Origin of the sequence: Peribacillus sp. NPDC101481 (assembly GCF_044767165.1) — a bacterium.
Lineage (GTDB): Bacteria > Bacillota > Bacilli > Bacillales > DSM-1321 > Peribacillus.
Map to the genome: position 1 here is coordinate 411,433 of NZ_JBIWNJ010000001.1, position 25,510 is coordinate 436,942.

Genomic DNA, 25,510 nt, shown 5'->3' on the forward strand with positions numbered 1-25,510 from the left:
TCCTCCTTTTATACAATTAAATTTTTTAAAACTGGCCTGTACCTCTATGGGTTGGAAAGTAGGGTAAAACAAATTCTCCAAGTTCCTGGATTACTTCCTCTGGAGGGCGCTTGGAAAAATACAGAACAAACGCCAAATGGTTGACACCAATCGCTTGAAATTGATGAAGTAGATCAACTAAACGGTTTCTTCCTACGGAATAGCCTAAGGGTATGGGGACAGGCATTTCATCGGGATTTTCCAATAAATTGATGAACAAGCTTTGAGAGAAGGGTTTAAAATCTCCTGGAGCATGAACTTCAGTTAAAGCACGATAATCCTGGATAAGCTGCGCCTGTTGAGTAATGCTTCTTGGGTATTGAAGCCACCCATCCCCATTCCTGGCTATCCAATTGATAGACTGATTGCTAAATCCAGTCACCATGGTCGGAATCGAAGATACAGGCTTTGGGATTAACCTCATATCTGTACCATCGATAAGTCCGGCGTGGCTGTGGATTGTCGGCTGATCTTCTTTTAACAGCCGGTCGAGAATTTCGAAATTTTCTTTAAATAACGGACCGCTTTCTTGCTTAGATATCCCTAAAGCTGTAAAGTCTTTTTCCCTGTCCCCTGATGCCACTCCCATAATCAATCGACCTGGAAACAATTGATCAATTGATGCAGCTTCCTTGGCTACCCTGACGGGGTGGCGCAAAGGTAGAACTACACTTCCTGTCACTAACGCAATGTGCTTCGTATAGGCAGCAAGATACGTCAAATAAATCCATAAATCGAACTTTTGGCCGTTATCATCAATATTCAAATCCTGCATCGTAATATCACGGAGCCATAATGAAGCAAAGCCATATTCCTCAATTTTACGGGCAAGCTCCAGCTGATTCTCCATAATCGGATTTTTAGACATCCTGGCAGTCGGGAGGATAAATCCGAGTGTCATTTTGTCTTTCTGGTACATGCTGTTATAGGCACGATGATTTTGAAAACTCACTCTTGGTCCTCCTTAAAAGGTTATATTTTTAAGCCTATATACTTTTCAAACTGTTTAATGGTTTCTTCATTCCGTCGATAATAAGTCCATTGACCGATTCGTTTCATTTCCACCAAACCGCTTTGCAATAGGATAGATAAATACTGGGAGGTAGTGGACTGTGATAGTCCTACTTTGCTGCGAATATCACTAACACAAACCCCGCCATCAAAGCCTTTTTCTTTGATGATATGGGCCTGCGGGGAAAAGTTATTATCAGGTTCTTTCAACATTTGCAGAATATTTACTCTTATTTGATTTGACAGAGCCTTGAAAATTTCAACTGCCTGTTCGTCATTTATCATATTTGATTCCCGATTCAACGTTGCCCGCCCCTTTCTGATCTTAAAATCTATTTTGCTTGGAATGAGTATAAACTAATCGAACAAAAGGAAATTGATAATTTGCGATATCTCTATATTATTTTCCTTTATACCCAAAATCAAATTTTATGCTTTAGACAGGGCTAGGAAACGGCTTTAAAGGAACTACACAAATCAGCTTAGAGAACAGGTGGCAAAGAAAGAAGGATTATTTTGGTTATTTAACATGTTTACACCTAATTGTTGAATGGAAAGATTCCCATTTTTTAAAGTTACTTGAAGAAATCGAAAAGTTTGGAATTGAATTTTTCCAGCAGAAGATAATACTATAGAAAAATGGAAACATCCTAATCGAATTATTTTAGGGTTTGGGCATCAAAAAATGAAGAAGTAAAAGAAGGCGTAACCAGATTATATCAAGCAATATATAACGGTAAATCCAAAAGTAACAGCCGAACTTCCTTAGAGTAGGAAAATCGGCTTTTTTGATGTCGAATTTTGCTTAGCGTATGTTTTCCGCGTTTTGCTACCGGAACCCCTTTATGCATTATCCTACTTTTGAATGTAAGACTAGTTTAATTCTCCCAGCTTGTAGGGTAAAGATGACAGCCTTAATTGAGCATGGCCACATTTTGGACATTTTTCATTAATCTGTAGTGATTGTTAAACATCTTTCACAAACCCTTCGTTGATTTGTTTTGAACATTTCCATGGGTACCTCCTCTCTTTATAAGTTTTGTTAACGCAACAGCATACAAAAGGCACTGTTACATGAAAATTAATCACTTCATGTAACAGTACCTTTTGTTCCAAGCCCTTTTATTAAGATTCATCTATTTTCATTTCATTATAGAAGTTAATTATGGAGATACTGATTTATTTAAAGATCTATCACCATTGACAGACTTTTGATGTTCTCATGAGTTTTTTTCATGCTTGTTATAGCCTTCCCTTAACTTACAATTGCTAAAATTAGTATATTACGTATATTTTTTGTGTAAGTACGCACTTTATAATTAAATAGTATCAGTAAAATTGTGTAATAAATATACCAATTACTGGGTCTTTGTATAATATTCCTAAAAACGAAAAGGTTTTCCCCTCTGAGTAGACACTCCTTCATTAAGCAAACCGTACACCACCATGGCTAGAGATTTGCACCAATGCCGGGTGCATGTGAAAAAGCCAAGGTCAGCGACTATAGAAAAATCGCTAACCTTGGCTTTTAATAACTGATTATTAAATGTTGTGCTTTTCTCTACCTTAATTTGATACGTGACCATATCAAGGTAAAGAAAAAGGAGAAAACATCTTTGAATAAGAAAGAGGGGATAGTTTTTCTACTTGATATCCTCTTTTCTTTTTACTTGGCCCCCAACGACATTCTCCATATAATTTTTACCCCAATTATACATCGAATCAAGAATCGGCATCAGGCTTTCTCCTTGTTCTGTCAGAGAATATTCCACTTTGGGAGGTACAATTGGATAGACTTCGCGATGAACAATAAGATCTTCTTCCAGCTCTCGAAGCTGGTTAACGAGCATTCTTTGAGTGATGCCCGGCATAAGAGCCTTCAGTTCACCAAAACGCTTGGTCCCCTGCTTGCCTAGGTGCCATAAAACAAGCATCTTCCATTTCCCCCCAATAACAGAAAGGGTCAATTCTTTCTCACAATTGAATGTTTTATTCTGTAGCCTTGTCATTCAAATCAACTCCAAATATAAATCCTAAATCACATAGTATACTTTTTAACACTATGTAAAATTAAAGTGCGTACTTACAAAAATATTATACTTAGTATACGATACATTGTACAGTCGATATGATTTCTTGCTGCGCAATGATTGATTGCCAGAGGACATACTTACTGTGCAACAAACTAAAACATACTATTAGGAGTGAAGTATAAATGGAATTACAATTGGCACTGGATTTAGTAAACATTCAAGAAGGTATTGAATTGGTTAAACAAGTGGAGGAATATGTTGATATCGTAGAAATCGGTACTCCTGTGGTTATTAATGAAGGGCTTAGGGCTGTTAAAGAAATGAAAGAAGCTTTCCCTTCTTTAAAAGTATTAGCTGACCTAAAAATTATGGATGCAGCCGGTTATGAAGTGATGAAGGCATCTGAAGCTGGCGCTGATATCATCACGATTCTTGGTGCAGCTGAAGATATGTCCATCAAAGGGGCTGTTGAAGAAGCTAGAAAACAAGGCAAAAAAATCCTTGTTGATATGATCGCTGTGAAAGATCTTGAAACTCGTGCTAAAGAAGTGGATGCATTTGGCGTCGACTACATCTGTGTGCACACTGGCTACGATCTTCAAGCTGTTGGAAAAAATTCTTTTGAGGACCTTCAAACCATTAAACGTGTTGTAAAAAATGCAAAAACTGCTGTAGCAGGCGGCATAAAATTAGATACACTTCCGGAAGTCATTAAAGCACAACCTGACCTTGTTATTGTTGGTGGAGGTATCACTGGACAAGCTGATATTAAAGGGACAGCTGCCCAAATACAAAAATTAGTAAAACAAGGCTAATATCCATCATGCAGACTTCTCAATATTTAGCTGAATTCATAAAAGAGCTAAATCGTTCAGTAGACTTAATAGCTGACGAAGAAGCTGAAAAACTGGTTAATAGGATTCTTGAATCAAAGAAAGTTTTTGTAGCGGGTGCAGGAAGATCCGGGCTTATGGGTAAATCCTTTCCCATGCGAATGATGCACATGGGGATAGTAGCTTGGTTTATGCCTAAAAAATTTTTAAAGTCTTCAGGTAACTGCATAACACTAGCTCCTTTTTATTTTTTTCAAAGGGGTACCACCAGCAAAACGCAAATTTACAACGTTAAGGAAATACCAATATTAAAAAGCCCAATTTCTCAGCATTAAATTGAGAAATAGGGCTTTTTTCCATACTGAAGATAATGCCTCCATTGTGGAAGATCGATAAATTTGAACAAAAAAGTGATTATTTCTACATCTTTGGGTGAATCATATCATTTCACAGAAACTTTACCTTGAACTTCAATTTTAACATCTGCTTTTTTCAATATATTTCCGACATCGCACCCTTTATCTGCTGCTTCTGTCGCTCTTTGTGCAGATTGAATTTGTTCTTCTGTCGCGCCAGCAGATAAAACGATGTGAGGATAATGGATAATTTTAAACTCATTATCAGATATACTTGCCTCAGAGTTCACTGTAAGTTCCGCTACAGGAAGTTTTCTGCTTTCAAGCACAAATGTCAGTGTTGCTGCATAACAAGTTGTTACAGAAGCAACGAGAACCTCTTTTGGATTTGCTCCGTTACCACTACCTCCTAATGATGTTGGAATAGCGATTTTTGTATCAAGATACTCCGCTTTAAGGGTTCCATTCCCTGTTACCCCACCATCCCAAATTGCATTCACATTTATTTTCATATCACCCATAATTAACACTCCTTCAATATATTAATTGCATATATATCTTGCCTATTCACGTATGTTTTTACTCGATGGGTATCGCAATCACTTCGTTAAAAGACAAGAAGAACATTTTTTTACGTTTTAATCAGTACCTACCAGTCGGTACAAAAAGTAGTTTAACGGATTATGATGGTATTATTCGAGAGTGGAAGTATATTACTCGAAAGTTAAACGCAGATATTGTGGTATTAGAGAATGAGACGCTTTTTGATAGCCGGAAATTCCGGGGAATGGTGATCTTGGGAAGTTAATGGAGGACCAATTTTTAGTCTACTTTCTTATGTCGCTGAGCAAGAACGTAAAAAAAATAGACAACGGCAGGCTGAAGGAATTGAAGTAGCAAAGAATAAGGGAGTGAAATTCGGGCGACGTAAGTACAAGATCAATGCTGATTTCATTCAGGTGTATGATGAGTGGAAATCTGGATTTATTACTTCGACAGAAGGAATGAAGCGTCTTGATTTAAAGCCAAATACCTTTTATCGACGATTCATTGTCATCGCGGGACTACAATCGATTAGGCTTTGCCGTCCAATTAGCACTACTACGTTATGCGGGAATAATTCGAAAAGGATATTAAACTTCCCCGATAAAAAAACTGTATGGAATAAATTCTACACAGTTTTTTTGAAATTCCTATTAGATTGTCAGCAACTCAAACAATATTCCCTCTTTAAAGTGAATTTTCAAATAATATCCAATGGCATTTTCCTAGTAGGTTTAGGAAATACTTGATCTATTCTACTGAGATCTTCTTCAGTAAACTCAATTGCTGCTGCTTCAGCATTTGCTAAAACATGTTCATCTTGAACCGCCTTTGGAATAGAGATGACGTTATTCGAACGGATGGTCCAAGCAAGAGCGATTTGTAATGGTTGGACATTGTATTTGTCAGCAATATCATGAATAGCTGGATCGTTTAAAAGCTGTCTTCTTAAAGAGCCTCCTTGAGCAAGGGGACTATAGGCCATGATTGGCATGTTATGTTCACGCTGCCATGGTAAGAGATCGAAGTCGATTCCTCTTGAACCTAAATGGTATAGCACTTGGTTCGTCACACAATTTTTTCCATGCTTAGTGTTCCATAGTTCTTCCATATCAACCGTGTCAAAATTAGAGACGCCCCATCTTAAAATTTTCCCTTCTTCACGTAGTTTTTCCATTCCTTCAATTGTATCCTCTAAAGGAACACGTCCTCTCCAGTGGAGAAGATATAAGTCCAAGTGGTCTGTTCCTAGTCGTTTTAAGCTGTTTTCACATGCTTTTGAAATCTTATCTAAACCTGCATGATGGGGATACACTTTTGAGACTAAAAAGACTTCATTTCTGCGCCCTTTAATGGCTTTGCCAACTAAGCGTTCAGAGTCTCCATTTCCGTACATTTCAGCAGTGTCAATAAGTTTCATACCCAATTCTAAGCCGAGCTGCAAGGCTTTTATTTCTTTGTCTCTCACTTGGGGATTTTCCCCCATGTACCATGTTCCTTGTCCTAGACTAGGTAAAGAAGTGCCGTCAGGCAGGGTTACCACGTGTTTGTCTAAAGCATTTTTAATTTCCGCTCTTTTCTTTTCTTCCATTAGGCTCGACCCTTTCTTTTATGTATTTGGGTATCATAGAAGTAGAATGTTAACGTCTCTTCGTATAAAGTACGCATATATTTAAAATTTCCGCAACCAAAAAAGCCCTTCTTTGTTGCATGATATGGCCATTTCTGCTTCCGTCTGTGCAAAAAACAAATAAGTGAGGATGGCCTATAAGTGTCTGACACTTTGAGTCATCCTCATCTATTCTAAATCAATTTATCAATCGACTTTGATATCAAATGGATTAGATCAGATGAGCTCCTCCATCAATAAGAACCGATGTGCCAGTTGTAAACCCATTTTTCACTAGGTAAACATAGGTTTCAGCAATATCTCTAGGTTGAGCAACACGTCCGACAGGTAATTGCTTAGCAATCCCATGGTACATATCTTGTCTTTGATCTTCTGGCATTCCGCCGTAAAGAGGAGTGTCAACGATACCAGGTGATACTACGTTTACTCTGATGGGTGCCAGATCTACTGAAAGTCCTCGTACTAATCCATCGATTGCTGAATTAATGGAAGCTAGCGTCGTTGCACCTTGAGGAGGACGCACACCATATACACCAGAAGTTAATGTAATAGAACTTTCATTATTCAAGTATGGAAGAGCAGCGCGAACCGAAATATACTGCCCCCAGAACTTACTATCAAAAGCCTCTCTCACGGTTGCAACAGGCAGTTCGCTAAAGTGACCCATGGCGCCTTCACCTGCAGTAACCACCAGGTGATCAAATTTCCCAACCTTCTTGAAAAAGTCTGCAACCTTTTCCTCGCTGCGAAAGTCGATTTCATAGCCCTCTACGTTACCACCAAGCTTCACTTTTGCGTCAGATAATTTTGAAGCAGAACGGCTAGCAATAATAACTTGAGCGGATTCATCGATAAACGCCCTAGCAGCGGCTAAACCAATACCAGATGTACCTCCTAAAACAACCACTCTTTTTCCTTTTAATGACAACGCAATTCCTCCTTTATTCATACGTTTGTTTAACCAACTTGTGGATTCTGATTAAAGAATCCGCAAGTCAGAAATATTTACGTTTTTACATCAGCATTATTTAGCTAAAAGTTTAAGTGATTCACGATTAAATGCTGGAATATCTTTTGGTTCTCGACCTGTTACAATATTTTTGCTGATGACAACTTCTTCGTCTTTAAAATTTGCACCAGCATTTTTCAAATCGTTTCGAATGGATTTATAGCCAGTGATGTCGACACCTTTTAAAAGGTCTGTATCGATTAACACTTGTGGTCCATGACAAATAGCAAAAACAGGTTTTCCATCTTGTATAAATGCTTTTGCAAATTCACCAAAACGATCGTCTTCACGCAATAAATCGGGAGAGAATCCACCAGGGATAAGCAACGCATCAAAGTCTGCAGGATGAACTTCATCAATGGATTTATCAATTTTTACGGTTGTGCCTTTTTTACCAGTTTTGGTTACCTGATTGTTTGTCAATCGTGATAACTTCATGACCAGCTTCTTTAAAGGCTTGTGCTGGTCCAATGTACTCCACATCTTCAAATAGGTTTGTTATAAGTGTAGCAATTTTTTACTCATGCTCATTCACCTCCTTTCAATGACAAAACAGAAGTAAAAATATTCATTTCTGTGCCATGCTGTGATTATCTTCATTAGAAGTTGATTTTATCTCCGTTGTAAGCCGCGATGTAGATTTTTTTCATATCCTCTACAGATACTTCTATAGAGTTCTAATGACAAAGGTTTTACCCACTTCTTTAGCTGTAAAAATTAAGATAGGAATATTTAAGCCGAAAAATACAACATAAATTGGGATTCCCCAAAAAGCATTGCCCATAATCGATAACGCTGTTACACCACCATCTACTAGCCCGTTTGGTGCTAACATCGTTTCTAATCCCATAGCAACGATTGACGCCCCCAAAGTAAAAAAAACATACTCAACAAATTTTTTCATCATCTCACCTGAAAATATGTATTATTCTTGATTCCTTACTATAAAATAGTTCAGCTAAAATCCTTTACAACACAGGAATATTATTTACCTTTTTCCAGAATGTACACCTTTATTTCCTTTATGAACTGGATCATTGCAAATAAAAAAACCACAAGTCTTGACTTATTAAAAGTCTACTTGTGGTTTTTAATCCCCTCTTTTTAGAATGATTGCTATTTAATAGACGCACTTTTATTGGCAGGAGTATCCATCACATTCTCCATATAGTTTTTACCCCATTCATACATGGAATCGAGTATTGGCATTAAGCTTTTTCCTTGTTCGGTCAATGAATATTCTACTTTTGGCGGAACAACAGGATAGACTTTTCGTTCAACAATGAGGTCTTCTTCTAGCTCGCGTAATTGGTTAACAAGCATTCGTTGAGTAATGCCCGGCATAAGAGCCTTCAACTCACCAAATCGCTTCGTTCCCTCTTTTCCTAAATGCCACAAAATCAGCATTTTCCATTTACCGCCAATAACATAAAGCGTTAATTCTTTTTCACAGTTAAACATTTTGTCCTGCATACGTGACATTTGTTTCACCTCCACTTCTATATAGAATAACTCATAGTATACTTTTTAACACTATGTAAAAAAAAAGTGCGTACTTTCACACTTTCAATATACACATTATACTAACACTGTACCATTGTTAAAAAGAGCATTAGTTACGGTTGCCAGGAGAAATGAAAGTGAACAATGGGCATTACTACTACTGTGCAACAAAATTAAAAAATTATGAGGAGTGAAGCATAGATGGAATTACAATTAGCATTAGATTTAGTCAACATTCCAGAAGCAATCGAATTGGTAAAAGAAGTAGAGGAGCATATTGATATCGTAGAAATCGGAACACCAGTTGTGATCAACGAAGGTCTCCATGCGGTAAAGGCAGTAAAAGAAGCATTCCCTAACTTAAAAGTATTAGCAGACCTGAAAATTATGGATGCTGCTGGTTATGAAGTGATGAAAGCTTCCGAAGCAGGTGCTGATATCATCACTATTCTTGGAACGGCTGAAGATATGTCGATTAAAGGTGCTGTAGAAGAAGCGAAAAAACAAGGTAAAAAAGTCCTTGTCGATATGATTGCGGTAAAAGACCTTGCTGGACGTGCTAAAGAAGTGGATACTATGGGCGTGGATTATATTTGTGTCCACACTGGCTACGATCTTCAAGCAGTCGGAAAAAATTCTTTTGAAGATCTACAAACTATCAAAAGTGTGGTTAAAAATGCTAAAACGGCCATCGCCGGCGGCATTAAATTAGAAACACTTCCAGAAGTCATTAAAGTAAATCCAGACCTTGTTATTGTAGGCGGCGGGATTACTGGACAAGCTGATAAAAAAGCAGCTGCTGCCAAAATGCAACAAATGATTAAAGAACAAACGGTTACAGCAGGTTAATCCTAAGATGCAGACTACTCAGTATTTAGCAGAAATCTTAAAAGAGCTTAATCATTCAGCTGACTTAATCGCAGATGAAGAAGCTGAAAAACTCGTCAACGGGATACTTGAATCGAAAAAGGTTTTTGTCGCCGGTGCAGGCAGATCAGGATTCATGGCCAAATCCTTCGCCATGCGGATGATGCATATGGGAATTGATTCTTATGTAATCGGTGATACTGTAACTCCCAACTTTGAAAAAGAGGATATCTTAATCATCGGATCCGGATCCGGGGAAACAAAAAGCTTAGTCTCCATGGCTGAAAAAGCAAAAAGCATTGGTGGTAAAATTGCAACTGTCACGATATTCCCTGATTCCACTATTGGACAGTTCGCAGATATCACCATTAAATTGCCTGGATCCCCGAAAGACCAATCAGAGGGCGATTATAAAACCATCCAACCAATGGGCTCACTATTTGAGCAGACCCTTTTACTTTTTTATGATGCCGTCATCTTGAGATTCATGGAGAAAAAGGGATTAGATACCAATAAGATGTATGGCAGACATGCCAATCTTGAATAAAACATGGTCCTAAGAATGTAATAACCAAAAGACCGCAGACATATTAAAGAAACTTTGCGGTCTTTTGGTTAGTCTTTAAAACATTATTTTGTTATTATTAACAATTATTCTAAAATATTTTTAAAAGGAATGATAGCATGATTTCATTAAAAGGAAAAACTGCTTTAATTACTGGGGCAGGCAGAGGAATCGGGCGTGCTACTGCGATTGCTTTAGCAAAAGAAGGAGTTCATTTAGGATTGATTGGATTAACGATGTCAAATCTTGAAAAGGTAACTGCGGAACTAGAGCAATATGATGTGAACGTTTCAGCAGCAACAGCAGATGTAGCCAATCTTGAAGCAGTTCATCAAGCTGTTGAACACATCAAATCAGACCTAGGTTCTATTGATATTTTAATCAACAATGCAGGTATAGCTAAATTTGGAGGTTTTCTTGATTTAACTCCTGAAGAATGGGAAAACATCATCCAAGTAAACTTGATGGGTGTATATAATGTAACAAGAGCCGTTTTACCTGAGATGATTGAAAGAAAATCAGGAGATATTGTGAATATCTCCTCAACTGCGGGCCAAAAAGGAGCACCTGTTACAAGTGCTTACAGCGCTTCTAAATTTGCTGTTTTAGGACTAACGGAATCACTCATGCTAGAGGTAAGAAAGCATAATATCCGTGTAACGGCTTTAACACCAAGTACAGTTGCAACTGATTTGGCCATTGAAACCAATCTTATTAGTGGAAATCCTGAAAATGTTATGCAATCAGAGGATTTAGCAGAGCTGCTTGTAGCCGGGTTAAAGCTTCATCCAAGAGTCCTAGTAAAGACTTCGGGATTATGGTCAACTAATCCTTAATTGAGAAGCGATCGCCTCTTCTTGTCTATTGGTTAAGAAGTAGGCTAGTTGTAAAGTGTACCCTTTGTAAAGGACATTTTAAAAAAAGGGATTAGGCAGCCTAAAGAAGATGATCTCTGTATTGTGGAGTGACCCCAGTCAAATAGACAGAAATAAAAAAGACCAATTAAACAACCTGAGTTCTATATTGATATGGACTCAGGTTGTTTAATTTTTCTGGAAGCGATGATGGTTATAGAATCGAATATACATACTTACAGCACCTCGAACCTCTTCAGAGGTACCGGAAGAGTTCATATAGAAACACTCCGATTTAAAGTGGCTGAAGAAATTCTCCATACAAGCGTTATCCCAGCAGTTTCCCTTTCTTGACATACTGGATTGCATTTTATATTTTTTTAAATAGGTTATTGTATTGGTGGGAAGTTTATTGGTACCCCTGGTCGCAATGCAGAAGAATTCCTTTAACATTCCGTTTTTTCTTTGCTTTTTTTTATTGTTATCTATTACAAGTTTTGTTTTAAGTCGTTTCTCCGGCTGACTTGATAAGAAATGATTTCATTGTTAAAGAGGTCTCATGGCGGATAGGAAAAGTCTCTGTGTATTAAAAATCAAATATGTAATGTCAGTCACCCATTTCTCCTTAGATCTGGATGCATGAAAATCCCTATTAAGAAGGTTTTTAGAAATGACATATGCTTCTCTCTTCCCGTAATAAGGTTTCCTTTTCCGAATCAAGACTTTAACCCTAGCTCCCGCATAAGACGCTGGACACGCTTGTGGTTCAGGTTTAAACCGTAGGTTTAATCCAGCCATACCTTTTCCCCTTCGATACCCATAGATTCCTTTGAGTTTATTTTAGCATCCTATAATTTTTTTCTTAATCTCTTCATCATCCAGTTGCTTTTCAGAAGCGGATATTTTACGTTTTAACCATTTGTAGAATCCGCTTCTTGCTACATGTGCAATTTCGCATAATAATTGAATAGGGCATAAATATAACATTCCTTTTTGTAAATTGAATTTTTATTTTAACAAATTCCTGCTTTTCAATTTCTTCATCAAGTAATACTTCGCTTTTCTTTGAAAGACAATCCAACCTACCCCCCCTAATTTTTTATGATTATAACTTTAAATGAACTGTTTCCTAGTTAAACTAACCTCCCTCTATAAACATTGACGTATCAACAGTTTGCACCACTCGGTGTATTAGGGGAATTATTTTTTCATTCTACTAGCTGCCTTAAAGACAGCTCAGATCTTCAGCAAAAGCACCCGTTAGTGGAATACCAAAACTACCTAACATATTGAAGAATTAACTGATATAAGGCTATGCAAGGTCCTAAAATACACGCTTTCATTTTAGATGGATGGTTTCTTTTACTGCGAAACAAGTAAAAGAAACCTAATATAAAACCCAACGGAATCCATAGCTGAAAGACACCTTCTTTTGTACTGCGAGAAAAAATTGGAGCGCTGTAAGTGCTTATCAGAAAGTAAAAGAAAGTCGTAAATCGTTGTGTTTCTAATTGCTGGCTCCGCCTTGCAAGCTATAAAAAAAGGGAATTCCATAATCGGATTCCCTTTTCTCACGTCTTCTTTTAATTGTCAAAATAGTTGAACGCTCTGTCGTTCTGGCAGTTTTCACAGATATGAAGAATTCTGGTTCTTTCTGATTCTGTTTCTTCGGTTTCCATTTCCTGCTCACTGCCGCATAATTCACAAATCTGCATAATCTTCCTCCTCTAAATGAGGTGATTTTTGGTTTTCCGTTTTTATATCATAGCCTGAGTCTCTGATGGCCTGTTGAAAATCCTGGAATGAAGCGGCATTTTTATCATAGCCAATTCTTGCTTCTCCGCTTTCTTTATTTACATCCGCCCGGAGAATGCCCCATACATCGTTTAATGACCGAATGATTTCGTCGGAATCTTTTTCCGATAGCGGTCCATGAATCTTGATAACACCTTGTTCTTCCATTACCCTTGTCCTCCTTCTGGATGAAGTTCCTGTGAAGGATGCTGTGTAAATGATTCACCCATGCCATGAAGGAATTCAACCATGGTTGTCATCGCCGCTTTGATTTCTGGATCTCTCAAGCTTTTACCTAATTTCCATAAGCTGTGTTTTTCATGGTTTTTGATGCTTTCGCCCATATGGTCAAGGCCTTTTGTAACACCGCCCAGCATAGATTGCAGCTGGTCCGGTTTTAAGGTGCCCATGAAATTGAAAAGGTAAATGGCATTTTTGATCGTGTTATGCATACCAGGCTGGTTAACTTGCTGCATGGCAATAACCCCGACGTCTGTACGATTTTCCAAAATGGCATGAAGCGCATCGAGAATCCCGATTTCCTGCAGATTCTTTAAAATAGCGAGTGCGGAAAGAATCCCTTCTTTGTTATCAGCAAGGGCTTTTAATATTTCCCCGATTGACTGAGCTTGTTCTTCCATCGTATTTGGCACATGTTTATTAATTTGCCTGATTGCTTTCGCCATTTGCTTCCCCCCCATTTCCAAATAACTCTTCTATCGCTTGAAAATCGTCACGCTGCCATTTTTCCTCTACTCGAACGCTGATCTGCGGATTCCTGTTGCCGAATCGGTGGTTATGCTTAGGCAATGGCGGTTCACCCGTTGCTTCTAAAATCTCCATTTTAACACCAATTTCCTTATATGCAGGAGTATGTGTAACTAGATCATGATAGCTGCTTGTCAGGTAATTGACTGCTTCATCGTCCTCAAAGCTGTTCATCGTGAGGTAAATTTCCTTGCCTTTCACCCGGTCCGTAACAAGCGTCCTTACTTTAACCTGTCCATATGGTGAACTTAATCTAACTAATGTACCGTCACTGAGATTGCGTTCCTCCGCCAATTCGTGCGATACTTCGAGCCATGTGCCAGGTACCTTATGGATAAGTCCTTCTGTCCGGTACGTCATATTTCCTTCATGGAAGTGCTCAAGTAAACGCCCATTGTTTAAATGGAGATCATATTCTTCTCCTGCCATATATGGAGGAGTCCAGTCAACAGCGAACAGCCTTGCCTTTCCATCCGCAAAGGCAAATTTGTCTTCATATAATAGAGGTGTGTCCGTTCCATCTTTATGAACCGGCCAAACCTGGCTGTTAAAGCCTTCAAGACGGTCATAGCTCACACCGGCAAATAGGACAGCAAGACTAGCTGCTTCATCCATAATTTCACTTGGATGCGAATAATTCCAATTGGCACCCATCCGGTTGGCCACTTCCTGGAAAATCTGCCAGTCAGGTTTCGATTCGCCCAGAGGATCAAACACTTTATAGAACCTTTGAATGCGACGTTCCGTATTTACAAATGTCCCATCTTTTTCTAGTGAAGGCGATGCCGGTAATACAACATCGGCAAATTGAGCAGTTTTTGAGAAGAAAATGTCCTGTACGACAAAGAAATCTAATTTTTCAAATGCACTCTGAACATGGTTCGAGTTTGCATCCACAAGCCCCATTTCTTCTCCAAATAGATACAGGGATTTTAATTTTCCTTTGTGGATGGCCTCTACCATGTGGTGGTTGTCCATTCCAGGATCTTTTGGAATTTCAACACCCCATGCTTTTTCATACTTTTCTCTAACCTCGGCATTTCCGACTGGCTCATAACCTGGAAACCATGATGGCATTGTACCGAAATCACAGGCTCCCTGTACGTTATTGTGGCCTCTTAACGGATAGGCACCTGTACCTGGACGGCCATAATTTCCCGTAATCAGCAATAAATTCGAAATGGCTGTGCTTGCGTCTGTAGCGCCGGAATGCTGGGTAATTCCCATAGCCCAGAGGATACAGGCTGAATTAGCTTCATGAATCATTGTAGCTGCCTTGATTAATTCCTCCTGCGAAAGTCCTGTCATCTCTTCTGCGTAGCTTAAGGTGAATTTATCCAGTGTTTTAATATACCCTTCTACGCCTGATACACGATTTGCCAGGAACTCTTTATCATGCCAACCTTGATCGATGATGTATTTCGTTACGGCAGAAATCCAGATTAAATCAGAACTAGGCTTAGGATGCATGAGGAAATCCGCACGCTGTGCTAGCTCATGCTCTCTTATATCAGCTACTATTAATTTTTGTCCAAATAGCTTATGAGCCCGTTTTACGCGTGTAGCGAGGACTGGATGTGATTCTGCTGGATTTGCTCCAATTACAATAACCAAGTCTGTAGTTTCAATATCCTGGATAGTTCCAGAATCGCCTCCCAACCCTACTGTCCTTAAGAGCCCTGCAGTAGCCGGAGATTGGCAGTATCTAGAGCAGTTGTCGATATTGTTTGTTCCGATAACCGCACGTGCAAATTTTTGCGCCAAGAAGTTTTCTTCATTGGAGCACTTGGAAGAAGCGATCACTCCAATGGACTCCGAGCCATGCTCTTCCTTTATTTCCGTAAGCTTACTTGAAATCAGATTTAACGCTTCATCCCAGGTTGCTTCTTCAAACTCTCCGTTTTTACGAATTAAAGGCTTGGTTAAGCGCTGGTCACTGTTAACAAAATCCCAGCCCCATTTTCCTTTAACACAGGTTGAAATGCCGTTAACGGGAGCTTCATGGGTAGGCTCGATTTTTAAAATCTGCCTGTCCTTTGTCCATACTTCAAAGCTGCAGCCAACACCGCAATATGTACAAACCGTCTTAGTCCTCTTAATCCGTGCTTTCCTCATGGCAGCTTCCACTTCTGATATCGCAAAAATTTCTTTATATCCAGGCTCCACTTCTTTAATTAAATCAACCATAGGCTCTAAAATTGGAGCCGGCAGCTTTGTTAAGAAGCCTGCTTCACCGAGCATGGATTTCTCCATTAAAGCGTTACAAGGACACACGTTCACACAGTGTCCACAGGATACACAAGAAGACTCATCGATTGGAACATCATTATCCCAGATAACCCTTGGTCTTTCTCTTCCCCAATCAATCGCTAAGGTTTCATTGACCTGTAAATCCTGACAGGCTTCAACACACCGGCCGCACAAAATACATTGATCCGGTTCATACCTATAGAATGGATGGGAATTATCCGGAGGGTAGGGTTTTTCTCTAAATTCATATTTCTGATGCTCAATCTCTAGGTATTCAGCAGTATTATGGACGGTACAATTGCCGTTATTATTATCACAAACAGTACAATACAGTTCATGATTTTCTAGGATCCGTGACATCGCTTCATACTGGGCATCCTTAACAGACTTTGACATTGTATCAACCGTCAAACCTGGAACAGCCTTTGTCGAGCAAGCACGGACTAATTCCCCACCCACCTGCACAAAACATGTATCACAGGTTTGGATTGTCCCCAGATCGGGATGATAACAAATGCTTGGAATGTACAATTCATGACTTTGGGCGACTTGCAATATCGTTTGACCTGGCTGTGCTGTTAATTCCTTTTCGTTGATTCGGATGGAAAAAGAATGGTCAGACATGTGATTCCTCCTATCTTGCTGCCGTTAAGCTGAATTATTTTATAAATTAAGCCATACACCAGCAAATGCTGTTGATTCATCCTAGTATTCCCAAAAAGGATATGAATAAAATAAATTATATTTTTACAGCCTTAAAAATTATTCTAAAGCCTCTGTGTATTAATCCTTTCTTTTTTGGCAAGTTTATAAGATGATTTGTTGATAGCGAATCGAGTCTACATATATAAAGAAATTTAACTGAAGGCAGGCGAACCGAAGCTATGGAAAAAGAAATTCTTTTACAACTAGTTCAATCAATGATCATGTCCTCATCAAAGAAACCAAAATACATGAGCATCTCTACGGTGAAAGTTGCAGACCTCCTAGAAACCTCCATCTCCCATATCGAAAAAGGATTGCAGGAACTTGTACAAGAAGGACGCCTCCGACAATCAAAACTGGAACAGCCACCGCACAACACCATTTACATGCTGCCATAATGGGGGACTGTCCCCACTTCTCTAATTATTTCCCAGAGTAAAGTGTTTTTTCTCCCTTTTTAAACGGTAAAATGGCCCCATCTTGATGGGGTCCTTCTGATGTATCTTTGATTACCTTAAGCTAGTCCATTAACTTCCAGTGGTCTGTCAGAAAACCTAAACAATTTAAGTTAATGAGTGTTTTAAAAGGGCTAAGAATAAGCAAAGAAGCAAAGAGTTTGAGGAATCTGTTAAAAATTTTACTGATACTCTTAATTATTTGATGTTAGATGCATATACATTAATAACCTTTTTGGAAGTAGAAAACTATTCATGGGCTCTTTAACTGAAAGTGAACGCCAAAAAGCTTTAGACCATGGCGCCACTTTTTATGATCTGTTTTTTCTAATACTTTGGGCTGGGAGTGGTTAAGTGAACCGTCATATAAAAGATTCATTGGACAGACCACTAAGGGATTTAAGGATTTCCGTCATAGATCGGTGTAACTTTCGCTGCCAGTATTGTATGCCTGCTGAAATTTTTCATGATAATTTTCAATTTTTGCCTAAAAGTGAGCTCTTGTCATTTAAGGAAATCGTAAGGCTTTCTAAAATATTTGCAAGCTTGGGAGTTATAAAACTAAGATTGACAGGCGGGGAACCTTTACTGCGGAAAGACCTTACAACTCTTATTTCAAAGCTCGTCAAAATTGAAGGTATAGAAGATATCGGTTTGACTACAAATGGTGTTTTTCTGAAAAAACAAGCCGGGAATTTGAAATCAGCGGGATTAAAGAGGGTGAATATCAGTTTAGATAGCCTGGATGATGAACTTTTTAAGCAGATGAACGGCAGGGGTATAGGGATAAAGCCTGTCATAGAAGGTATAGCTGCTGCCAAAGAAGCAGGCCTTGGAGTTAAAGTGAATATGGTAGTGAAAAAAGAAATCAATCAATCCCAAATACTTCCAATGGCACAATTTTGTAGAGAAGAAGGTATTCAATTACGCTATATAGAATTCATGGACGTCGGACATACAAATGGCTGGCAGATGAAGAATGTACTTACAAAAAAAGAGTTACTCGAGATTCTCCAAGCAAAATTCGATCTTGAACCAGTTGAAGAAGATTATTTTGGAGAAGTGGCAAAACGCTTCCGGTATAAGGGAACTACAACCGAATTGGGGTTTATAACATCCATGTCTGAGTCTTTTTGTTCCAGTTGCACTCGTGCTCGTCTTTCTGCTAACGGAAGTTTATATACATGCCTGTTTAATGGAAAGGGGCATGACTTAAAGTCATTGCTCCGTTCCAAGATGTCAGATGAAGAATTGACTTGCTTCATCATTTCACTTTGGAACCAGAGGGACGACCGCTATTCGGATGAGCGGTCAGCGGGAACAGTGAAAAAACAGGATAAAATCGAAATGTCATTCATAGGCGGGTGACAAACAGCAAGTTCTCCTCAATCATAAAGGGATGGCAACGTTTCCATTCCTAATTCAAAAATTTGATTATGGAGGGCTTATTTGTTTTCATACAAAAAAGAGCTGCTAATCAGCTTCTAGTATTGAAGTAAAATATCGTTACTTTAAGTACAATTTATCATGGTCTTCTAATTCCTTTTTATTATTAGACTAATCCAGTTGAGCTGTAGACTAAAATAATTACAAATGCTGCTAGTGTCTTAAAAATTGTAATCACAAAGATATCTCCATATGATTGTTTGTGTGTTAAGCCTGTAACCGCAAGTAAGGTAATAACAGCGCCGTTATGAGGTAACGAATCCATCCCGCTTGATGCTATCGCTATGACATGGTGCATTACATCGGGAGGAATATTATATTGATTAATAGCTTGTATATACTTATCTCCCATCGCACTAAGCGCAATTCCCATTCCACCAGACGAAGAACCAGTAATACCAGATAACTCGTTTGTTGTAACGGCCCCATTTACAAGTGGATTCGTAAAAGTGTGTGAAATACCATCACGTACAGTTGCGAATCCTGGTAATGAAGCAATGACCCCACCAAATTCAGAAGCAGTATTCATAGCTGCTAGTAACGCTCCACCAATACTGGCATTAATGCCTTGTTGAAACCCCGTTGTAACACGTCCCCAATCGTAAGCAACTGTTGCAATAATACCTAATACTAGAGCTAGTTCGACAGACCAAATACCTGTTACTGTCGCAAGATCTACTTTCCCAAACAAATCTAATCCTATCTTGGAAAAGTCAAATCCCTCTGGATACCATATCGAAATAGAAATAGTAAAAAGTTTATTCGCCAACCCACTAAAACTAGCGGTATAAATGCAAATATTTGTCGTACTGGACTTGTATTAACAACTAAAGGAACCGGTAATGGAATTACTGTTTCTGCAGCAACTGCCGTTAAGTGTACGTTTACGAACAGGGTAATTATAGCAAACAGGAAAGGCTTATCAAGTTAGGGATGATCGCATCCATATGGGTCTAATATTTTCTCTTCTTCTGCATCATAGTAAAATCCTCTTTCTCCGTTAATACATTTGAATCAAGTTCCGGTTCTGTTTCAATTATTTCCACAAAGTCTTTTCTAAATTACCTTTATCTATAAACTCTTCGGTAAACTTGTCAATTTTATATTTGAAACATTCATCTTTGCACCTTCCTTTGTCACAATTAAGCGAATTTGCACGTTACCAATTCAAAATTTCAGGATATTTTTTATTTGTCTTAGGATGTAAAGCAACCTAGCCTTAGGTTCTGTAACTGAGGTTTGTTAATCAACGGGGAGCGTGTGTTTGAATTTAGACTTTTTATGAGGTAAATAAGGAAAGGCTTAAGGATTCTACTTCACCTTAAGCCTTTTCTTGCCCTATTTTAAAAACCCATCGATATATATTTTTCTTCTAAATATTCTTCAAGGCCTTGATGGCCACCTTCCCTCCCCATGCCGCTTTCTTTCATGCCGCCAAATGGGGCTTGTGCAACGGTGGGAATGGCGTCGTTGTAGCCGATGATGCCAAACTCCAGAGCTTCGGATACCCTGACTCCCCTGCTTATATTCTGTGTGTAAAAATAAGCGGCCAGCCCGTACTCTGTATTGTTGGCATGCTCGATCACCTCTTCTTCTGTATCAAACGGAATGATTGGCGCGACCGGTCCAAATGTTTCCTGGTATGTGATGAGCATATCCTTGTTCACTCCACCTAGAACGGTCGGTTCATAGAATAATCCATCAGCCAATTCCCCTTCAACTCTTTTTCCGCCACAAAGAAGGCTGGCACCTTTTGCCAGGGCATCTTGTACATGTTCCTCTACCTTTTCCAGGCCATCACTGCTTACAAGAGGACCGACTTCAACCGTTGGATCGATGCTATTTCCGACTTTTAGAGCTTGTACCTTTTCAACAAAAAGTGCAGAGAATTTATCGATGACAGAACGGTGGACGTAAATGCGATTGGCGCATACGCACGTTTGTCCGGTGTTCCTGAATTTGCTTGCAACGGCACCAGCTGCTGCGGCTTCCAAATCAGCATCCTCAAAGACGATGAACGGCGCGTGCCCTCCAAGCTCAAGGGAAAGTCTCTTGAGCTGCGGGGCTGACTTGGTAACCAACAATTTGCCTACTTCAGTAGATCCGGTAAAAGAAATTTTCCTTACTACCGGGTTTTCAAAAATTTCATCCGAGATAGGTCCGGCACTCCCTGTTACGATACTTACCACTCCAGCAGGCACTCCCGCCATTTCCACCAATTTACCAAACGCTAACGCACTAATAGGAGATTGTTTTGCAGGCTTGACAATGACTGTACATCCAGCGGCCATGGCAGGTCCCACTTTCCGCGTCATCATGGCCAAAGGGAAATTCCAAGGGGTAATGGAAGCAACCACTCCAATCGGCTGGCGAATCACCGATAGCCGTTTATTTACAGCAGAAGCAGGGATCGTTTCCCCATAAATCCGGCGGCCTTCTTCAGCAAACCATTCCAGGTAGCTTGCAGCAAAATCCACTTCGCCCCGGGCTTCCGTTAAGGGCTTGCCCATTTCCATACTCATGATTTCTGCTAATTCATCTTTATATTCATGCATAAGGTCATGCAATTTCTTTAGATATTTACTGCGCTCCTGTGCCGTCAGTTTTGACCAGGATTTAAACGCTTCCTCAGCAGCTGCAATGGCCGCATGTGTTTCTTGGCGTCCCCCATTTGGAATCCTTGCCACCACTTTCCCTGTTGATGGATTTGTTACTGGTAAAGTTTCTCGGTTATGTGCTGCAGTCCATTCACCGTTTACATACATTTTCAGTTCAGATAAATTGACTAATCCACTAGTTTTCAGCATGAATATGTCTCCTTTTTTGTTGGATTTGCAAAGTGCTTCATTATATACACAAAAAGATTAGAGTCCTGAAACTTTAGTTCCTCCGTCAATGTCCGTGTTAATGGAAATCCTTTCATTTTTAAGAACGAAGGTATACCCCACAGCAGCAATTAGGCAAATGACTACAGGTATGATCAGAGCTATATTGAAATTATTGAACTTCGCTACTAAGACCCCTGTTGCGACTGGAGCAATCCAGCCAGCGAGGTTCCCCACGAAGTTTTGCAGCCCGGCAAGCTTTCCTTCCGCACCCTTTGGAGCAACATCCGAAACAGTGGCCCAGAGAATGCCCGCAGCCAATCCTTCACCGCCGATTGCTATGGAGATATACGTAAGTGCCATTATGGCGCTGTCTGTATAGATCGTCGGGATTATGGCTAATGGAAAAAGCATGCCTATGGTTAAAACAGTTTTTCTTGCTTTGATGGAATTCCAGCCTTTTTTAATCAAGAAATCCGACAACACCCCTCCTAGAATATTTCCCAGAAAGGACATGATCCAAGGCAGCATCGTGAAAAATCCGGCTTTTAAAAGAGTCATTTGCCTTTCGACTACAAGGTAAGTGGGAAGCCAGGTCATCATTAAATAAGTAAGATAGTTATGGGCAAACAAGCCATATAACATAGGGTAAACACTTTTGAATTTGAAGAATTTAAATGGCGAGATGCTTAGTGTCGCCGCTTTTTCGGTTTGAGTTTGCTCCTCTTTGATATAGGCTACTTCGGCCTCGTTTGCAATCTTACTTTGCTCTGGATGGTTTTTGAAAAAGAATAACCAGAATGCCAGCCATACAAAACCGATGGATCCAATGACCACAAAGGATGCTTGCCATCCCCAAGTCTGGATGATCCATGCTAAAATGGGTGTCGTTATCCCAATCCCGATAGCTGTACCTGAATTAAAGATCCCGTTCGCAATGCCCCGTTCGTGTGACGGCAGCCAGTCTGAAATAACGCGCGTATTGGTCGGAAACGCTGGTGCCTCTCCGATTCCCATTAAAACGCGGATACCGATCAGTCCGCCAAGTGAACGTCCCATTCCAGTAAACACCGTACAGAGCGACCACCATACGATGGCAATCGAATACGTTAAGCGTGCCCCCAATTTATCAACGATTACCCCGACCGGGATCTGCATTAAGGCATACGACCAAAAGAACGCTGACCCCAATATCCCGAATTCGACTGCCGAAAGCGAAAGATCCTTCATCATCGAGGGTCCTGCAATGCCAAGAATTGCTCTATCCATATAATTGATTGTTGTTGCGACGAAAAGGAGTACCACTACAAGCCATCTTCCATTGGTCTTTTTCATACGTCACCTCATTAGATAATTATATTCAGGTAGAAAAATGCTGCGGGAAATCCATATGTCCGAGTTGAAAAGGGGAAACTGATTCGAAATCCCAGGTGATTTTCAAATTGTATGGTTTTTATACATTCACTATGGCCGTTTCTGAATTTTTTGCACCGCTTGCACTTCGATTTCCATTATTAAAACCTTCAAAATCCCCCTCATAAGCCTTCTCTATAATCAGTTGGATATCCGATGCCTTCGTCAGCCTTGGATTAACGACCACGTTACCGCTTCGCATGGAATCTTCCACTAATTTCGGTAAAACGTCCAATGAGACTCCAAGCTCTTTAATATTTAGAGGAATATTCATGCTCCGATTCATTTCGATGATGGTTTCGATTGCTTTTTCGGCTGCTTGTGCATTGGATAAACCGCTTACATCCATTCCTAAAGCTATTGCAATTTCTCTATACTGATCCTCACATGCCGGCAAATTGAATCTCATGACGAATGGCAATAGTGCTGCATTTGCGATGCCATGCGGGATATTAAAGACTCCTCCAAATGTATGGGAAATGGCGTGTACATTACCCAGTCGGGATTGTGAAAAGGCTGCACCCGCTAACAGGGCGGCTACAAGCATGTTTTCCCTGCTTTCCATATCCGTTCCCACAAAGTACGATCGTGTTAAATTTTCACCGATCATCTTAATGGCCTGCATCGCGAAAGCCTTGCTGACAGGGTTGGCAGATTTGGAGGTGTAAGATTCAATTGCATGAGTAAGAGCATCCATACCAGTAGCTGCAGTAATCTCTTGAGGCAAATTCAATGTAAGGGCAGGATCCAATATAGCTAGCTTTGGAAACAGAAGTGAACTAAGTACACCTAATTTAAAAGAGGTTTCCTTATTCGTTACCACTGTCGAATTAGTAGCTTCACTGCCAGTTCCAGCCGTCGTCGGGATTGCTATGATCGGGAGCGGGGGATTGGAAATTTTTCCAACCCCTTCATAATCCAGGATATGGCCGGGATTAGTAGCCATTGCCGCGATGCCCTTGGCAGTGTCAATGCTGCTTCCTCCGCCTACAGCCAGAACCGCCTCCATCTTTTGTTGCCTAAGATACACTGTCCCCTGTTGGATTGTTTGAGCTGATGGATTAGGCTCCACCTCATCGTAAATCTCAAAATAAAGATTTGCCGAAGCAAGGGATTTTTCAATGCCTTGTAAGAGACCTGCTCCTCTAACCCCTTTATCTGTTACGATCAGCACACTCGATACACCTAAATCCCTAATTAGCTCCCCTGTTTTTCCAGATATTCCGTTACCGCACTCCACCCGTGTCGGCATACTATATGTAAAAGGCATAAGAGACATTTTCATCTTCCTCTCCATTTATATTCTATTAGATGGTGAAATCCTTTCAGCCCCGGTCTGCAGATCCATCATGAATGGTTATGATGCTTAACCTTCCAGGGACACCGTTCCTTTACAAGCAATCTATAAAGCCTTTCTAAGTAATTCTTCTAAACTGTGCTGGGTTGGCATTCTTGGGTTATTCCGAATCAGGCGATCGATTTGGAGGGTTTTCTCAGCAATTTCGGGAATATCCTCTTCTTTGATCCCAATCTCCGTCAGCTTTGTAGGCAGTCCAATTTCCCCAAGCAGGGTAAGCACAGCTTTTGAAGCAGCCAAAGCGGCTTCCTTATCGGAGAGGCCATCCGAGTTCACATTGAATGCCTGGGAAATCCTCACCATTTTTTCTGTTTCTACAGCTGCATTATATTCCATGACATATGGAAGCAAGAGCCCGGTCACCTCTCCATGCGGCGACTTCACAAGCCCTCCAATTGGGTAAGCCAATGCATGGGCTGCTGCTGTACCTGCATTTGAAAAGGACATTCCAGCAAGCAGGCTACCCATTAGCATATTGGAACGTGCCTCGAGATTGCTCCCTTGCTGCACCGCAAGCGGCAGGTTTTTTGCAATCAATTCAATAGCTCTGTAGGCGAGTGCATCGCTTATGGGGATTGAACCTTGGAATAAAATGCTTCCTTCTGCCTGGATATATGCAGAAGGTTTGGCTGTGTATGCCTCTATCGCATGTGACAGAGCATCAATTCCGGAACAAGCTGTTACATAAGCGGGAAGCCCTAACGTTAATTCTGGATCAAGCAGAGCAACGGTTGGTCTTAGGTAGTTATCCGAGATACCAACTTTCAGGTTATTTTCCACATCGGTCAATACCGCCACTGATGTCACTTCTGAACCGGTTCCAGCCGTCGTCGGAATCGCTACAAGAGGGGCGATTGGTCCAGGAACCTGGTTTTCTCCGCCATAATAGTCCAGGGGATGTCCGCCATGGGCGACCAGCAAAGCAGCAATCTTCGCCATATCAATGCTGCTTCCTCCTCCAAGGCCAATTACTGCATCAATATCCATTTGAGATTTAGCAAACTTATAACAGTCCATCGCCGAATCTACCGGAGGCTCCGGTACGACCTGGTCATAGATAACTGTTTCGTAATTTGCATGTTCCAACAACGATGAAATTCTGTCAACGATTCCTGCATTTTTGATCCCTGGGTCAGTAACGAGCAAGATGTTTTTCGCCTTTAATCTTTGCAGGATTGAATCCAATTGCCCGATTGCCCCGTTTCCAAATACGATTCTTTCGGTAGAATAAAAGTCCCATGTGTTTCTCATATT

At 40.1% G+C, this 25,510-nt stretch carries 21 protein-coding genes and 6 pseudogenes; 8 read left to right on the forward strand and 19 right to left on the reverse strand.

Annotation, left to right across the window (positions count from 1 at the left end):
- Positions 1–25: 25 nt before the first annotated feature.
- From ACIROD_RS01905 to ACIROD_RS01915, 3 genes are all read right to left on the reverse strand, one after another.
- Positions 26–991, reverse strand: a complete 966-nt coding sequence (locus tag ACIROD_RS01905; protein WP_230175770.1) for a TIGR03571 family LLM class oxidoreductase — start codon at positions 989–991, stop codon at positions 26–28.
- A 20-nt stretch (positions 992–1,011) separates the two neighbouring features.
- Positions 1,012–1,335 (reverse strand): ArsR/SmtB family transcription factor, encoded by a 324-nt coding sequence (locus ACIROD_RS01910; RefSeq protein WP_402940068.1) that lies wholly within the window; start codon positions 1,333–1,335, stop codon positions 1,012–1,014.
- Positions 1,336–2,693: 1,358 nt separating this feature from the next.
- On the reverse strand, positions 2,694–3,059 hold the full coding sequence (locus tag ACIROD_RS01915) for a winged helix-turn-helix transcriptional regulator (RefSeq protein WP_057219136.1): 366 nt from the start codon (positions 3,057–3,059) through the stop codon (positions 2,694–2,696).
- Positions 3,060–3,265: 206 nt separating this feature from the next.
- Between ACIROD_RS01915 and hxlA (ACIROD_RS01920) the strand changes: the two genes are divergently transcribed.
- Both hxlA (ACIROD_RS01920) and ACIROD_RS01925 read left to right on the forward strand, forming a co-directional pair.
- The gene (gene hxlA / locus ACIROD_RS01920; protein ID WP_098371994.1) at positions 3,266–3,898 is read left to right on the forward strand and encodes a 3-hexulose-6-phosphate synthase; all 633 of its coding nucleotides are present in this window, start codon (positions 3,266–3,268) and stop codon (positions 3,896–3,898) included.
- 8 nt (positions 3,899–3,906) lie between these two features.
- Positions 3,907–4,104, forward strand: a pseudogene (locus ACIROD_RS01925) (6-phospho-3-hexuloisomerase); the annotation flags it as partial.
- 254 nt (positions 4,105–4,358) lie between these two features.
- Here the strand turns inward: ACIROD_RS01925 and ACIROD_RS01930 are convergent.
- Positions 4,359–4,793: an OsmC family protein gene (locus ACIROD_RS01930; protein WP_402937418.1), complete on the reverse strand. Its 435-nt coding sequence runs from the start codon at positions 4,791–4,793 to the stop codon at positions 4,359–4,361.
- A 158-nt stretch (positions 4,794–4,951) separates the two neighbouring features.
- On the opposite strand from ACIROD_RS01930, the pseudogene ACIROD_RS01935 reads away from it, so the two are divergent.
- A pseudogene (locus ACIROD_RS01935) lies at positions 4,952–5,184 on the forward strand (recombinase family protein); the annotation flags it as partial.
- Positions 5,185–5,515: 331 nt separating this feature from the next.
- On the opposite strand, the gene ACIROD_RS01940 reads toward ACIROD_RS01935, so the two are convergent.
- The 5 genes and pseudogenes from ACIROD_RS01940 to ACIROD_RS01960 all read right to left on the reverse strand — a co-directional run bounded on the left by ACIROD_RS01940 (position 5,516) and on the right by ACIROD_RS01960 (position 8,936).
- Entirely contained in the window at positions 5,516–6,406 is an 891-nt protein-coding gene (locus ACIROD_RS01940) for an aldo/keto reductase (RefSeq protein ID WP_402937420.1), read from the reverse strand.
- 250 nt (positions 6,407–6,656) lie between these two features.
- Positions 6,657–7,373: an SDR family oxidoreductase gene (locus ACIROD_RS01945; RefSeq protein WP_402937422.1), complete on the reverse strand. Its 717-nt coding sequence runs from the start codon at positions 7,371–7,373 to the stop codon at positions 6,657–6,659.
- Between the two features lie 96 nt (positions 7,374–7,469).
- Positions 7,470–7,968: pseudogene (locus tag ACIROD_RS01950) on the reverse strand (type 1 glutamine amidotransferase domain-containing protein).
- Positions 7,969–8,127: 159 nt separating this feature from the next.
- A pseudogene (locus ACIROD_RS01955) lies at positions 8,128–8,358 on the reverse strand (YitT family protein); the annotation flags it as partial.
- Between the two features lie 212 nt (positions 8,359–8,570).
- The gene (locus ACIROD_RS01960) at positions 8,571–8,936 is read right to left on the reverse strand and encodes a winged helix-turn-helix transcriptional regulator (RefSeq protein WP_056519732.1); all 366 of its coding nucleotides are present in this window, start codon (positions 8,934–8,936) and stop codon (positions 8,571–8,573) included.
- A 222-nt stretch (positions 8,937–9,158) separates the two neighbouring features.
- Between ACIROD_RS01960 and hxlA (ACIROD_RS01965) the strand changes: the two genes are divergently transcribed.
- The 3 genes from hxlA (ACIROD_RS01965) to ACIROD_RS01975 all read left to right on the forward strand — a co-directional run bounded on the left by hxlA (ACIROD_RS01965) (position 9,159) and on the right by ACIROD_RS01975 (position 11,225).
- Positions 9,159–9,806, forward strand: a complete 648-nt coding sequence (gene hxlA, locus ACIROD_RS01965; RefSeq protein ID WP_048883203.1) for a 3-hexulose-6-phosphate synthase — start codon at positions 9,159–9,161, stop codon at positions 9,804–9,806.
- 7 nt (positions 9,807–9,813) lie between these two features.
- Positions 9,814–10,371 carry a 6-phospho-3-hexuloisomerase gene (gene hxlB, locus ACIROD_RS01970; protein WP_402937425.1) on the forward strand — a complete coding sequence of 186 codons (558 nt, stop codon included), beginning with the start codon at positions 9,814–9,816 and terminating at the stop codon, positions 10,369–10,371.
- A 137-nt stretch (positions 10,372–10,508) separates the two neighbouring features.
- Positions 10,509–11,225 (forward strand): 3-ketoacyl-ACP reductase, encoded by a 717-nt coding sequence (locus tag ACIROD_RS01975; protein ID WP_402937427.1) that lies wholly within the window; start codon positions 10,509–10,511, stop codon positions 11,223–11,225.
- A 207-nt stretch (positions 11,226–11,432) separates the two neighbouring features.
- Here ACIROD_RS01975 and ACIROD_RS01980 read toward each other — a convergent pair whose 3' ends face one another.
- From ACIROD_RS01980 to fdhF, 5 genes and pseudogenes are all read right to left on the reverse strand, one after another.
- On the reverse strand, positions 11,433–11,696 hold the full coding sequence (locus tag ACIROD_RS01980) for an integrase core domain-containing protein (RefSeq protein WP_402937429.1): 264 nt from the start codon (positions 11,694–11,696) through the stop codon (positions 11,433–11,435).
- A 263-nt stretch (positions 11,697–11,959) separates the two neighbouring features.
- Positions 11,960–12,022: pseudogene (locus tag ACIROD_RS01985) on the reverse strand (IS3 family transposase); the annotation flags it as partial.
- A gap of 922 nt (positions 12,023–12,944) precedes the next feature.
- The gene (locus ACIROD_RS01990) at positions 12,945–13,205 is read right to left on the reverse strand and encodes a heavy-metal-associated domain-containing protein (protein WP_402937431.1); all 261 of its coding nucleotides are present in this window, start codon (positions 13,203–13,205) and stop codon (positions 12,945–12,947) included.
- Positions 13,205–13,723 carry a helical membrane plugin domain-containing protein gene (locus ACIROD_RS01995; RefSeq protein ID WP_063575957.1) on the reverse strand — a complete coding sequence of 173 codons (519 nt, stop codon included), beginning with the start codon at positions 13,721–13,723 and terminating at the stop codon, positions 13,205–13,207. Before ACIROD_RS01995 ends, ACIROD_RS01990 begins: the two co-directional genes overlap by 1 nt.
- Complete coding sequence (gene fdhF, locus ACIROD_RS02000) at positions 13,698–16,679, reverse strand: formate dehydrogenase subunit alpha (RefSeq protein WP_402937433.1); 2,982 nt, start codon at positions 16,677–16,679, stop codon at positions 13,698–13,700. The genes ACIROD_RS01995 and fdhF overlap by 26 nt, the downstream gene beginning before the upstream one ends.
- 260 nt (positions 16,680–16,939) lie before the next feature.
- Here fdhF and ACIROD_RS02005 point away from each other — a divergent pair, with 260 nt between their 5' ends.
- Positions 16,940–17,158 carry a hypothetical protein gene (locus ACIROD_RS02005; protein WP_048683094.1) on the forward strand — a complete coding sequence of 73 codons (219 nt, stop codon included), beginning with the start codon at positions 16,940–16,942 and terminating at the stop codon, positions 17,156–17,158.
- 411 nt (positions 17,159–17,569) lie between these two features.
- Positions 17,570–18,583, forward strand: coding sequence for a GTP 3',8-cyclase MoaA (gene moaA, locus ACIROD_RS02010; RefSeq protein WP_402937436.1), 1,014 nt, complete (start codon positions 17,570–17,572; stop codon positions 18,581–18,583).
- 184 nt (positions 18,584–18,767) lie between these two features.
- On the opposite strand, the pseudogene ACIROD_RS02015 reads toward moaA, so the two are convergent.
- The 5 genes and pseudogenes from ACIROD_RS02015 to ACIROD_RS02035 all read right to left on the reverse strand — a co-directional run.
- Positions 18,768–19,480, reverse strand: a pseudogene (locus ACIROD_RS02015) (GntP family permease); the annotation flags it as partial.
- Between the two features lie 524 nt (positions 19,481–20,004).
- Entirely contained in the window at positions 20,005–21,468 is a 1,464-nt protein-coding gene (locus ACIROD_RS02020; RefSeq protein WP_402937438.1) for an NAD-dependent succinate-semialdehyde dehydrogenase, read from the reverse strand.
- Between the two features lie 57 nt (positions 21,469–21,525).
- Positions 21,526–22,821: an MFS transporter gene (locus ACIROD_RS02025; RefSeq protein ID WP_402937441.1), complete on the reverse strand. Its 1,296-nt coding sequence runs from the start codon at positions 22,819–22,821 to the stop codon at positions 21,526–21,528.
- Positions 22,822–22,939: 118 nt separating this feature from the next.
- Positions 22,940–24,184 (reverse strand): iron-containing alcohol dehydrogenase, encoded by a 1,245-nt coding sequence (locus tag ACIROD_RS02030; RefSeq protein WP_402937442.1) that lies wholly within the window; start codon positions 24,182–24,184, stop codon positions 22,940–22,942.
- A gap of 117 nt (positions 24,185–24,301) precedes the next feature.
- Positions 24,302–25,507, reverse strand: a complete 1,206-nt coding sequence (locus tag ACIROD_RS02035; RefSeq protein ID WP_402937445.1) for a hydroxyacid-oxoacid transhydrogenase — start codon at positions 25,505–25,507, stop codon at positions 24,302–24,304.
- Between the last annotated feature and the right edge of the window lie 3 nt (positions 25,508–25,510).

Coding starts and splice junctions, on each gene's coding strand:
- ACIROD_RS01910 (WP_402940068.1), bottom strand. CDS start 1,335: ATGATAAATGACGAACAGGCAGTTGAAATTTTCAAGGCTCTGTCAAAT.
- ACIROD_RS01915 (WP_057219136.1), bottom strand. CDS start 3,059: ATGACAAGGCTACAGAATAAAACATTCAATTGTGAGAAAGAATTGACC.
- hxlA (WP_098371994.1), top strand. CDS start 3,266: ATGGAATTACAATTGGCACTGGATTTAGTAAACATTCAAGAAGGTATT.
- ACIROD_RS01930 (WP_402937418.1), bottom strand. CDS start 4,793: ATGGGTGATATGAAAATAAATGTGAATGCAATTTGGGATGGTGGGGTA.
- ACIROD_RS01940 (WP_402937420.1), bottom strand. CDS start 6,406: ATGGAAGAAAAGAAAAGAGCGGAAATTAAAAATGCTTTAGACAAACAC.
- ACIROD_RS01960 (WP_056519732.1), bottom strand. CDS start 8,936: ATGTCACGTATGCAGGACAAAATGTTTAACTGTGAAAAAGAATTAACG.
- hxlA (WP_048883203.1), top strand. CDS start 9,159: ATGGAATTACAATTAGCATTAGATTTAGTCAACATTCCAGAAGCAATC.
- hxlB (WP_402937425.1), top strand. CDS start 9,814: ATGCAGACTACTCAGTATTTAGCAGAAATCTTAAAAGAGCTTAATCAT.
- ACIROD_RS01975 (WP_402937427.1), top strand. CDS start 10,509: ATGATTTCATTAAAAGGAAAAACTGCTTTAATTACTGGGGCAGGCAGA.
- ACIROD_RS01980 (WP_402937429.1), bottom strand. CDS start 11,696: ATGTTAAAGGAATTCTTCTGCATTGCGACCAGGGGTACCAATAAACTT.
- ACIROD_RS01990 (WP_402937431.1), bottom strand. CDS start 13,205: ATGGAAGAACAAGGTGTTATCAAGATTCATGGACCGCTATCGGAAAAA.
- ACIROD_RS01995 (WP_063575957.1), bottom strand. CDS start 13,723: ATGGCGAAAGCAATCAGGCAAATTAATAAACATGTGCCAAATACGATG.
- fdhF (WP_402937433.1), bottom strand. CDS start 16,679: ATGTCTGACCATTCTTTTTCCATCCGAATCAACGAAAAGGAATTAACA.
- ACIROD_RS02005 (WP_048683094.1), top strand. CDS start 16,940: ATGGAAAAAGAAATTCTTTTACAACTAGTTCAATCAATGATCATGTCC.
- ACIROD_RS02020 (WP_402937438.1), bottom strand. CDS start 21,468: ATGCTGAAAACTAGTGGATTAGTCAATTTATCTGAACTGAAAATGTAT.
- ACIROD_RS02025 (WP_402937441.1), bottom strand. CDS start 22,821: ATGAAAAAGACCAATGGAAGATGGCTTGTAGTGGTACTCCTTTTCGTC.
- ACIROD_RS02030 (WP_402937442.1), bottom strand. CDS start 24,184: ATGAAAATGTCTCTTATGCCTTTTACATATAGTATGCCGACACGGGTG.
- ACIROD_RS02035 (WP_402937445.1), bottom strand. CDS start 25,507: ATGAGAAACACATGGGACTTTTATTCTACCGAAAGAATCGTATTTGGA.